This window comes from Phenylobacterium sp., assembly GCF_037138395.1.
GTDB lineage: Bacteria > Pseudomonadota > Alphaproteobacteria > Caulobacterales > Caulobacteraceae > Phenylobacterium.
Genome location: NZ_JBAXIM010000093.1, coordinates 1 through 9,980 on the forward strand (window position 1 = coordinate 1; position 9,980 = coordinate 9,980).

At 67.1% G+C, this 9,980-nt stretch carries 10 protein-coding genes and 1 tRNA gene; 7 read left to right on the forward strand and 4 right to left on the reverse strand.

All coding sequences use genetic code 11. The features are described from left to right. From WCJ52_RS08600 to WCJ52_RS08610, 3 genes are all read left to right on the forward strand, one after another. Nucleotides 1–708 (forward strand): RluA family pseudouridine synthase (locus WCJ52_RS08600; protein ID WP_336902892.1); only part of this gene is annotated, 708 nt, incomplete at its 5' end. A 65-nt stretch (nucleotides 709–773) separates the two neighbouring features. Then, entirely contained in the window at nucleotides 774–1,523 is a 750-nt protein-coding gene (locus WCJ52_RS08605) for an ATP12 family protein (RefSeq protein WP_336902893.1), read from the forward strand. 67 nt (nucleotides 1,524–1,590) lie between these two features. Continuing rightward, a complete protein-coding gene (locus WCJ52_RS08610; protein ID WP_336902894.1) occupies nucleotides 1,591–3,117 on the forward strand; it encodes an acyl-CoA carboxylase subunit beta in 1,527 nt (508 codons plus the stop codon). 4 nt (nucleotides 3,118–3,121) lie between these two features. Here WCJ52_RS08610 and msrB read toward each other — a convergent pair whose 3' ends face one another. Further along, complete coding sequence (gene msrB, locus WCJ52_RS08615; protein ID WP_336902895.1) at nucleotides 3,122–3,610, reverse strand: peptide-methionine (R)-S-oxide reductase MsrB; 489 nt, start codon at nucleotides 3,608–3,610, stop codon at nucleotides 3,122–3,124. 79 nt (nucleotides 3,611–3,689) lie between these two features. Here msrB and WCJ52_RS08620 point away from each other — a divergent pair, with 79 nt between their 5' ends. Beyond that, entirely contained in the window at nucleotides 3,690–5,672 is a 1,983-nt protein-coding gene (locus tag WCJ52_RS08620; RefSeq protein WP_336902896.1) for an acetyl/propionyl/methylcrotonyl-CoA carboxylase subunit alpha, read from the forward strand. Between the two features lie 24 nt (nucleotides 5,673–5,696). Here WCJ52_RS08620 and WCJ52_RS08625 read toward each other — a convergent pair whose 3' ends face one another. Both WCJ52_RS08625 and WCJ52_RS08630 read right to left on the reverse strand, forming a co-directional pair. Then, entirely contained in the window at nucleotides 5,697–6,995 is a 1,299-nt protein-coding gene (locus WCJ52_RS08625) for a PLP-dependent transferase (RefSeq protein ID WP_336902897.1), read from the reverse strand. A 197-nt stretch (nucleotides 6,996–7,192) separates the two neighbouring features. After that, nucleotides 7,193–7,268: transfer RNA gene (locus tag WCJ52_RS08630), tRNA-Lys, on the reverse strand. Between the two features lie 92 nt (nucleotides 7,269–7,360). Between WCJ52_RS08630 and WCJ52_RS08635 the strand changes: the two genes are divergently transcribed. Next, on the forward strand, nucleotides 7,361–7,681 hold the full coding sequence (locus tag WCJ52_RS08635; RefSeq protein ID WP_336902898.1) for an Hpt domain-containing protein: 321 nt from the start codon (nucleotides 7,361–7,363) through the stop codon (nucleotides 7,679–7,681). Here the strand turns inward: WCJ52_RS08635 and gcvA are convergent. Beyond that, nucleotides 7,678–8,634 (reverse strand): transcriptional regulator GcvA, encoded by a 957-nt coding sequence (gene gcvA / locus WCJ52_RS08640; protein ID WP_336902899.1) that lies wholly within the window; start codon nucleotides 8,632–8,634, stop codon nucleotides 7,678–7,680. The genes WCJ52_RS08635 and gcvA overlap by 4 nt on opposite strands. A 105-nt stretch (nucleotides 8,635–8,739) precedes the next feature. On the opposite strand from gcvA, the gene cobA reads away from it, so the two are divergent. Both cobA and WCJ52_RS08650 read left to right on the forward strand, forming a co-directional pair. Then, nucleotides 8,740–9,630, forward strand: coding sequence for a uroporphyrinogen-III C-methyltransferase (gene cobA / locus WCJ52_RS08645; RefSeq protein ID WP_336902900.1), 891 nt, complete (start codon nucleotides 8,740–8,742; stop codon nucleotides 9,628–9,630). Next, nucleotides 9,627–9,980: DUF2849 domain-containing protein (locus tag WCJ52_RS08650; RefSeq protein WP_336902901.1), on the forward strand; the 354-nt coding region annotated here is incomplete at its 3' end. The genes cobA and WCJ52_RS08650, both read left to right, overlap by 4 nt.

Genomic DNA, 9,980 nt, shown 5'->3' on the forward strand with positions numbered 1-9,980 from the left:
GTCCTGGCCCTCAACAAGCCCGCAGGCCTCGCCGTCCAGGGCGGAACCAAGACCCGCAATCACGTCGATCGGCTCCTGTCCGCCTGGGGGGAGGGGCTCACCCGGCCCCGCCTCGTGCATCGCCTGGACCGCGACACCTCCGGAGTCCTCCTGGCGGGCAAGACTCCCGCCGCCGCTGCCCGCCTCGCCGGCTCTTTTGCCCGGCGCCGGGCGGAGAAGACCTACTGGGCCCTGGTCCTCGGCCATCCGAGACCGCAGGACGGCATACTCAGCCTGCCCTTGGTGAAGAAGGGCATCGGCGACCGGGAACTGGTCGTGCCCGCCGAGCCCAAGGACCCCCGGGCCGAGCCCGCCGAGACGGAGTTCACCCTGATCTCGAGGGCCGGGGACCGGGTGTCCTGGATGGCGCTGAGGCCCCATACGGGCCGGACCCATCAGCTTCGGGTCCACATGCTGGCCATGGGGCACCCCATCCTTGGCGATCCCAAGTACAACACGCCGGAGTCCGTCGCCCTCTCCGGGGGGCTGGGCCTCCAGCTGCTCGCTCGCCGGCTCAGCCTGCCTCACCCATCCGGCGGGCTCCTGGTCGTCGAGGCTCCGGTCAGTCCCGAGATGAAGGCCGGCTTCAGCCGCTTCGGGTTTGACGCCTCCGAGGCGGACCCCGAGCCCTTCCGGCGAGCGGGCCGGGGTGCACGACGGGGGAACTGACCCCTGCGGCTCTTGCGCACGCCGGCGCGCAGGGCCATTCAGCCCGTGACCTTGGAGACCTGCACATGGCGCAGAAAGGCTTCATCGAGCCTGGCGAGAAGCCCCGGCGCTTCTACGAGACTGTCGCGGTGGCAGAGGCTGCGGACGGCTGGCAGGTCCTGCTCGATGGGCGTCCGCCACGTTCCTCTCGGGGCGCGGCGCTGAGGACGCCGACGCGGGACCTTGCCGAGCTGGCCGCCGCCGAGTGGGAGGCGCAGGTCCAGCATGTGGATCTTGCCGCCATGCATGCAACCCGCCTGGTCTTCACGGCGCTGGAGGCCATACCGCCCGCCCGGGAGTCCGTCGCCGACCAGATCGTTCAGTACGCCGGGAACGACCTGCTTTGCTATCCAGCGGAGAATCCTGCGGGGCTCTGCGCCCGGCAGGCGGCCGCCTGGGGACCTGTTCTGACGCGCGCCCGAGACGAGTTAGGTGTCGCCCTTGTGACGTCCGGGGGGATCCTTCACCGGGACCAGCCGGTCCACGCCCTGGAAGCGGTCAGGCGACAGGCCCTGTCTGCAGATGACTTTACCCTGTCGGGACTGGCCTTCGGCGCACCCTTGTTCGGCTCTGCGGTCCTGACCCTGGGTCTGTGGCGAGGATGGTTTGGGGGGGAGGAGGCCTATGCCCTCTCCCGGCTCGACGAGGCCTGGCAAGAAGAGCAGTGGGGGATCGACGAGGAGGCCGCCGAGCGGACGGCCCGGCTAAGGGGCGAGGCCCGCATGCTGGAAGCCTGGTTTCGGAGCCTTGGTGCCCCTCCAGTTTCCCCGGCGTGACCTTGCGCCCCGGCTCGGCTGCGACTAGGGCTCTGCTCCTGTCGTCAATGCGTCACGGGGTTCTGCGGTGAAGGCAATCCTTGAGGAACTCGAGCGGCGGCGCTCGGAAGCGCGGGCCGGTGGCGGCGGTCGCCGCATTGACGCCCAGCACGCCAAGGGCAAGCTGACGGCGCGGGAGCGCCTGGACCTGCTTCTCGACGAGGGCTCCTTCGAGGAGTTCGACATGTTCGTCGAACACCGCGCCGTCGACTTCGGTATGGCCGAGCAGAAGATCTCCGGCGACGGGGTCGTCACCGGTTGGGGAACCATCAACGGTCGGTTGGTCTTCGTCTTCTCTAAGGATTTCACGGTCTTCGGCGGTTCCCTGTCCAACGCTCATGCCCGCAAGATCGTCAAGGTCCAGGAACAGGCCCTGAAGGTCGGCGCGCCGATCATCGGCCTCTTCGACGCGGGCGGTGCCCGCATCCAGGAGGGCGTCGACGGCCTGGCCGGATATGCCGACATCTTCCTGCAGAACACCCTGGCCTCGGGCGTGATCCCGCAGATCAGCGTCATCATGGGCCCCTGCGCCGGCGGCGACGTCTATTCGCCAGCCATCACCGACTTCATCTTCATGGTGAAGGACACCAGCTACATGTACGTCACCGGTCCGGACGTCGTCCGCACGGTGACCCATGAGGAGGTCACTCACGAGGAACTCGGCGGCTATCGTGTCCATGCCCTGAAGTCCGGGGTGGCGGATGGGGCCTTCGAGAACGATCTCGAGGCCCTGACCCAGGTCCGGCGCCTGGTGGACTTCCTGCCCCTGTCCAACCGCCAAAAGCCGCCGGCCCGGGAGTGCCAGGATAGCCCCGAACGGGTTGAGCCCTCCCTGGACACCCTCATCCCGGCCAATCCCAACAAGCCCTACGACATGAAGGAACTGATCCTGAAGGTCGTGGACGAGGCTGATTTCTTCGAGATCTCGACGGACTATGCCAAGAACATCATCTGCGGGTTTGCCCGGATCGAGGGCTCGACCGTGGGCGTGGTGGCCAACCAGCCCCAGGTGCTGGCGGGCGTGCTCGATATCGACTCCTCCCGCAAGGCGGCGCGTTTCGTGCGTTTCTGCGACGCCTTTGATATCCCCCTGGTCACCCTGGTCGACGTGCCCGGCTTCATGCCCGGAACCAAGCAGGAGCAGGGCGGCCTGATCCGCCATGGGGCCAAGCTGCTTTTCGCCTATGCCGAGGCCACCGTGCCCAAGGTCACCCTCATCACGCGCAAGGCCTATGGCGGTGCCTACGACGTGATGAGCTCAAAGCACATCCGGGGCGACGTCAACTACGCCTGGCCGTCAGCCGAGATTGCGGTGATGGGGGCAAAGGGCGCGGTGGAAATCATCTTCCGCAACCAGACTCAGGAAGAACTCGTCGAGCACGAGGCCGAGTACAAGGCCCGCTTCGCCAATCCCTTCGTGGCGGCTTCCCGCGGTTACATCGACGATGTCATCTCGCCACAATCGACGCGCATGCGCATCGCCCGGGCTCTGCGCAACCTGAGGGGCAAGGTCCTGACCAATCCCTGGAAGAAGCACGACAACATTCCGCTCTGACGGATCAGTCCGCCAGGACCTCCATGTCGTCGCCCCGGCCCAGGGGGTCCCGGAGCGAGGCCGCAGCCGGCGTGAATTCGAGTGATACCGAGTTGATGCAGTACCGTAGGCGGGTCGGTGGGGGCCCATCCGGGAAGACATGCCCCTGATGGCTATCGCAACGGGCGCAGCGGGTCTCGATCCGAAGCATGCCGTAGCTGGTGTCGCGCACCTCGATGACATGTGCAGGATGGATGGGTTCCCAGAAGCTGGGCCAGCCTGTGCCACTCTCGAACTTGGTCCCCGCCCTGAACAGGGGCAGGGCGCAGAGCCGGCAGCAATAGACCCCGTCAGCCTTGTTGTTTAGAAGGCCTCCGCAGTACGGTGCCTCCGTGCCATGTTTAAGCAGGACCTCTGCCTCCTCTCTCGTGAGGCTGGACTCAAGGCGCTTGCGTTCCGTAGCGTCGGGTGGCGTGAGATCAAACCGTGACGGAGGGGTTGCGGGCGTGTTCATGCCTGTAATCTAGTGGTCGAACGCCCCGGGTGGAAGTACTCGATGCGCGGGTCCGCTCGGACTGTTCAAGGGGCGCTTGATGTTCAGGAAAATCCTCATTGCCAATCGCGGCGAGATCGCCGTGCGGATCATCAGGACCTGCCGGCGGATGGGGATCTCCACCGTGGTGGTCTATTCCGAGGCCGATGCAGATTCTATGGCTGTGGAGATGGCAGACGAGAGCGTCTTGATCGGTCCGGCTCCGGCCTCGGCCAGCTATCTCGTGGCCGACAAGATCGTCGAGGCCTGCCGGGCGACGGGTGCGGAGGCGGTCCATCCCGGCTTCGGATTCCTGTCCGAGAACGCGGGCTTCGCCCAGCGTCTCGCAGACGAAGGGATCGTCTTCATCGGGCCCAATCCCCATGCCATCCAGGCCATGGGCGACAAGATCGAGTCCAAGAAGTTCGCCGCCAGAGCCAATGTCTCGGTTGTGCCCGGCCATGTCGGCGAAATCGAGGACACCGCCCACGCCATCCGCATCGCCGAGGACATCCGCTATCCGGTGATGATCAAGGCCTCCGCCGGCGGCGGCGGCAAGGGCATTCGCGTCGCCTGGAACCGCCAGGACGTCGAAGAGGGTTTTCCTGCCGTCCGCGCCGAGGCCAAGGCCAGCTTTGGCGACGACCGGATCTTCATCGAGAAGTTCATTGAGAGCCCCCGGCATATCGAGATCCAGGTCCTGGGCGACAAGCACGGCAACGTCGTCCATCTCTTCGAGCGCGAGTGTTCCATCCAGCGCCGGAACCAGAAGGTGATCGAAGAGGCCCCGTCGCCTCTGCTGGACGCGGCGACCCGGGCCGCCATGGGTGCCCAGGCCGTCGCCCTGGCCAAGGCGGTCAACTACGACAGCGCCGGCACCGTGGAGTTCGTCGCCGCTCAGGACCGCAGCTTCTTCTTCCTGGAGATGAACACCCGCCTGCAGGTAGAGCATCCCGTGACCGAGCTCATTACCGGGGTGGACCTGGTCGAGCAGATGATCCGTTCAGCCTGGGGTGAGAAACTGGCCTTCCGCCAGGAAGACCTGTCCATTAAGGGCTGGGCCATGGAGAGCCGGATCTACGCAGAGGACCCATATCGGGGCTTCCTGCCGTCCATTGGCCGCCTCGTCCGCTACAGCCCTCCCGAGGAGGGCGAGGTCGAGGGCGGCGCCATCGTCCGCAATGACGCTGGCGTCCGCGAGGGCGACGAGATCTCGATGTACTACGACCCCATGATCTCCAAGCTATCGACCTGGGCACCGGACCGGATCGCGGCCATCGACGCCATGGGGCGGGCACTGGAGAATTTCCACATCGAAGGCCTGGGGCAGAACATCCCCTTCCTGGCCGCCGTCATGGACCAGGATCGGTTCCGCTCCGGAGAACTTTCGACCGCCTACATCAAGGATGAGTTCCCGGAGGGCTTCCAGGGAACCGCGCCTGACGCCTTCCAGAAGGACCTCATGACCGCCGTGGCCTGTGCCGTGCACCGGGCCATCGCCGGGCGCGCAGCGGGGGGGCGGCTGCGGAACGACTGGGTGGTGATCGGCGCCGGCGAGCATCGGCCGGTTCTGATCCAGACCATGGACGAGGGCCTGAAGGTCGACATCCTGGACGAGGGCCGGGCCATCAGCCTCGGCCAGGTCGACTGGCGGCCCGGCCTGCCAGTCTTCCGGGGCGTCGTCGATGGCAGGGCCTTCGCTTGCGCGGTCCAGCCGGCGGCGGAGGGCTATGTCATCCGTCATCGCGCGGCGACCCGCCGGATCCTGGTGCTCTCGCCGCGCTCGGCCCAGCTCCACGACATGCTACCGCCCAAGACGGCGGCAGATACATCCAAGCTGGTGATCTCGCCCATGCCCGGCCTTGTGGTCTCCCTGGACGTCGAGGCTGGCCAGTCCGTCCGGTCGGGCGAGCAGGTGGCGATCATCGAGGCCATGAAGATGCAGAACATCATCCGGGCGGAGCGGGACGGGGTGGTCAAGGCCGTCCTGGTGGCCTCCGGAGCCTCCGTCGCCGCCGATGAGGTACTGATCGAGTTCGGCTGAGCTCCTCGAGGCCCAGCCCGGGGATCAGGCCAGGACTGCCGAAATGGCCTGGTCGAGGTCGGCGATGATGTCGTCGACGTGCTCGATGCCGATCGACAGGCGCACATATCCCGCTGAGACGCCGGTGGCCGCCTGCTCGTCGGCAGACAGCTGGGAGTGGGTCGTAGAGGCCGGGTGGATCGCCAGGCTCCGGGCATCACCGATGTTGGCGACGTGGTAGAGCAGCTTCAGGCTGTCGATGAAGTGCCGCCCGGTCTCCAGTCCGCCCTCCAGCTCAAACCCGACCAGGCCGCCGTAGCCGCCCTTCATGACGCGATCGGCGCGGGCCCGGGCCTCGCCGGTCTGCTGGGACGGGTGGATCACCCGCGAGACGCCCTTGCGCGCCTTCAGCCAGGCCGCCACGGCCGTGGCGTTGGCACAGTGGCGCTCCATCCGCAGGGCAAGGGTCTCGACGCCCTGCAGGATCTGGAAGGCGTTGAAGGGCGATAGCGCCGCCCCGAGGTCGCGGAGCAGGATGACCCGCGCCCGCAGGATGTAGGCGATGGGGCCCAGCGGCTTGACGGCCTGGGTCCAGACTGCGCCGTGGTAGGAGGCGTCCGGGGTATTCAGCAGGGGTTGGCGCTCCGGCCGGCTTTCCCAGTCGAACTTTCCGGAGTCGACGATCAGGCCGCCGATGGAGGTGCCGTGGCCGCCCAGGTACTTGGTGGCGGAATAGACGATGATGGCCGCGCCGTGGTCGAAGGGCCGCACGAGAAGGGGCGCTGCGGTATTGTCCATGATCAGGGGAATGCCGAACTCCCGCCCGATGGTGGCGACCTCGGCGATGGGGAAGACCTCGAGCTTGGGATTGGGCAGGGTCTCGGCATAGTAGGCGCGGGTCCGGTCGTCGGTGGCCCGGCGGAAGTTCTCTGGGTCCGCAGGATCCACGAACCGGACCTCGATGCCCTGGTCCTTCAGGGTGTTGGCGAAGAGGTTCCAGGTGCCGCCATAGAGGGCGGTGGAGGACACGACGTTGTCGCCTGCCCGGGCGAGGTTCTGAATGGCGTAGGCCGAGGCCGCCTGGCCTGAGGCCACCGCCAGGGCGCCGACGCCGCCCTCCAGGGCCGTGATGCGCTGCTCCAGCACGTCGGTCGTGGGATTCATGATCCGCGTATAGATATTGCCCAGCTCCTGGAGAGCGAACAGGGAGGCCGCATGGCCGGTGTCGCGGAACTGGTAAGACGTGGTCTGGTGGATCGGAACCGCCACGGATCCCGTTGTCGGGTCCGCCCGCCAGCCGGCATGGAGGACAAGGGTTTCCGGGCGCTGGGGCGTGTCGGACATTGGGGTCTCCAGGGATGGCGGCACGAGGATGCTAAAACGGTCCTAACAGGGGAGGCCGGGGGGTCAAGCCGAGCGTCGCTCGCGGAGGTCCCAGATATTCTGTCAGCCAGAGGCTGACCGCGCCTTCCCAGGAGCCGATACCCGTCGGACTTTTCGGGGAGATCTAGGCTTCCGGCGCCAGCGTTTCGGCGGGAAGATGGTGGGTGCAGTAGGATTCGAACCTACGACCCGCTGATTAAGAGTCAGCTGCTCTACCAACTGAGCTATGCACCCAAGCCTTACGGTGCCTTGCGGCCCCGGGGCGAGGGCGCGGAAAATACTGCAAACCGCGTCGAACGCAAGGGCGTGGGATTTGGAGGGTGAAGATGGTTTCGCCAGGGACTGGGGGACACGTCGAATTCGGATTCCTGGAGCGGCTGGCCGCAGGGGACGAGGGGCTCATGCGTGAGGTCCTGGAGATCTTCCTCGCCGAGGCTGCGGGTTGGTCCGGAAGGCTCCAGGCTGCGGACCCCGCATCGGCCGCCGAGGTGATCCACACCCTCAAGGGATCGGGTCGCGCCATCGGCGCGCAGATCCTTGGCGACCTGTGCGAGGACTGGGAGATGGGCGAGCTCGAGGGTGTCGAGCCCATCCTGGGCGAGCTAGCGATCGTGCTTGCTGAGGTCGAGGCCTGGCTCGAAGCCTAGATCCCGGCCCCGTTGTCGAGTGTCCGCAAGACGGCTTCGTGAGCCTCAGCCTCGGCCGTGATCCAGTTGATGAAGGCCTTGACCTGGGGCAGGCGGCCCTTGGCCTTCGGGTGCACCAGGTAATATGCAAAATCCACCGCAGTCGCGATCTGGAGGGGAGCCACCAGCCGGCCGGCGTCGAGGTCATCCTGCGCCAGGGTCCGCTTGGCCAGGGCGACACCCCGGCCGTTGACCGCCGCCTCAATCACCAGGCTGGACTGGTTGAAGCGTGGCCCCCGCGTGCCGTCCACCTCTCGAACGCCGCGCGCGGCAAGCCACATGGTCCAGTCTGGACAGGAATCGTCGGGCTCCGGCGAGCCATCATGAAGGAGGATGTGTCGCCAGAGGTCCTCGGGCCGGTCCAGGGGGGTCGCCGCATGGAGTTCGGGACTGAGGACGGGGATGACGGTCTCCCCGATCAGGCGTCGCACCTCCATGCCGGCATAGCGGCCGGTGCCGTAGCGCAGGGCGATGTCCACCTCTCCGGCCGTGAGGTCCACAAGGTCGAGGCCTGCGGACATCCAGACATCGACCTGGGGATATGCTGCCTCGAAACTTCCCAGTCGTGGCACCAGCCACTTGGCGGCGAAAGAAGGCGCGGCGGTCAGGGTAAGCCGCCGACCGTCTACCGCTGCGGTCAGCAGGGAGGCGGCCTCGGCGAGCCTGTCGAAGGCCTCCCGGAGGGCGGGCAGGGCGGTCTGGGCCGCGTCCGTCAGCAAGAGCCCCTTGGGTGTCCTGCGAAAGAGGGGCGCCCCCACATAGTCCTCAAGATTCTGGATCTGCTGCGACACGGCACCCGGCGTGACCGAGAGCTCATCCGCCGCCCGGGAGAAGTTGAGGTGCCGCGCAGCCGCCTCGAAGGCACGCAGGGCGTTGAGGGGCGGGAGCCGGCGTCGGTCGGTGGAACGCTTCACGAGATTTCCTGAACGCTGAGGCAGAAGTCCTCGGCTTGCGAATTGAGCCCTGTGCGGTCAGTTTGCAAGCCTTCGGCCTTCTGGCCTGCGCACAGCAGGATCCAGATGGCCGTGTTTTGGGCCCCGGCCCGGTATTCGGAGGCGATCGCCGGAATGGCCGATCCTGGGAAGTTGTCTCGCCGCCGTAGCCTTGTGGTCGTCGGAGGTGGCGCCGGACTCCATGGCGCGGCACCCCGGGTCACCGGCAGGGTCTGGCTGGCTGGAGCCGGTCCAGGGGACCCGGATCTCATGACGGTCCGGGCTGTTCGGGTGCTGTCCCAGGCGGATGTCGTGGTCCATGACGGATTGGTTCCGGAGGCCATACTGGCCCTGGCTCCAGATTCGGCCCGGCGCATTTCCGTGGCCAAGCGGAAATCTCGCCACACCTATGCCCAGGAAGAGATCAACCGGCTCCTGGTCGGGCTGGCGTCCGAGGGACTGAACGTGGTCCGGCTCAAGGGTGGCGACCCCTTCATCTTCGGGCGGGGTGGAGAAGAACTGGAAGCCTGCCGCGCTGCGGGCGTTCCCTGCGAGGTCATACCGGGGATCACCGCGGCGCTCGCCGCCTCGGCATCGGCAGGCGCGCCTCTGACCCACCGCAGGTCTGCCCAGGCCGTCACATTCGTGACCGGACACGCCGCGGGGGATAGCGAGCCCGACCTCGACTGGGAGGCGCTTGCGCGGCCAAACCATACGGTGGTGGTCTACATGGGCGCCAGCACCGCAGGGCGGATCGCTGACCGGCTGATCGCCGCTGGACGCGCCCCCAGGACCCCGGCCCTGGTGGTCTTCCGCGCCAGCAGACCTGACGAGGTTCGGTGCGTCACCACTCTGGGCGCCCTTGGCGAGGCTGCTACCGCTGAGTCCGGACCGGCCCTGCTCATCGTCGGAGAGGCCATGGCCGAGGCCATCGCTCTCGCGCCGACGGACTTCGTGCGCCGGGAGGAGCGGGCATGAAGGCCCTGACGGCGAACCGGCTTTCCGACGGCGAGGTCGTGTTCTGGAAGTCCGGAGCCTGGGTCGAGCGCCTGGCCGACGCTGACGTCTTCGTGGCCGAGGATACGGCAGCGACCGCCGAGACCTCCGCCCGCGCCCAGCCCACCATGGCCATAGATCCCTACCTGATCGACCTGGTCGAGACGGCCGGATTCTGGACCCCCGTCAGCTACCGGGAGCGGATCCGGGCCCTGGGTCCAAGCAACCACGAACGCCACGGCAAACAGGCGGACGGGGGCGACGCTGTCGAGGCCCTGCGCCATGCGCATGGCGCTGCCCGATCCTCGGGTCGCGTCAACCTCATCCGCCGA

Excerpts from the sequence above, each read along its gene's own strand:
- WCJ52_RS08605 (WP_336902893.1), top strand. The coding sequence starts at position 774 with ATGGCGCAGAAAGGCTTCATCGAGCCTGGCGAGAAGCCCCGGCGCTTC.
- msrB (WP_336902895.1), bottom strand. The coding sequence starts at position 3,610 with ATGAACACGCCCGCAACCCCTCCGTCACGGTTTGATCTCACGCCACCC.
- WCJ52_RS08620 (WP_336902896.1), top strand. The coding sequence starts at position 3,690 with ATGTTCAGGAAAATCCTCATTGCCAATCGCGGCGAGATCGCCGTGCGG.
- WCJ52_RS08625 (WP_336902897.1), bottom strand. The coding sequence starts at position 6,995 with ATGTCCGACACGCCCCAGCGCCCGGAAACCCTTGTCCTCCATGCCGGC.
- WCJ52_RS08635 (WP_336902898.1), top strand. The coding sequence starts at position 7,361 with ATGGTTTCGCCAGGGACTGGGGGACACGTCGAATTCGGATTCCTGGAG.
- cobA (WP_336902900.1), top strand. The coding sequence starts at position 8,740 with ATGGCCGTGTTTTGGGCCCCGGCCCGGTATTCGGAGGCGATCGCCGGA.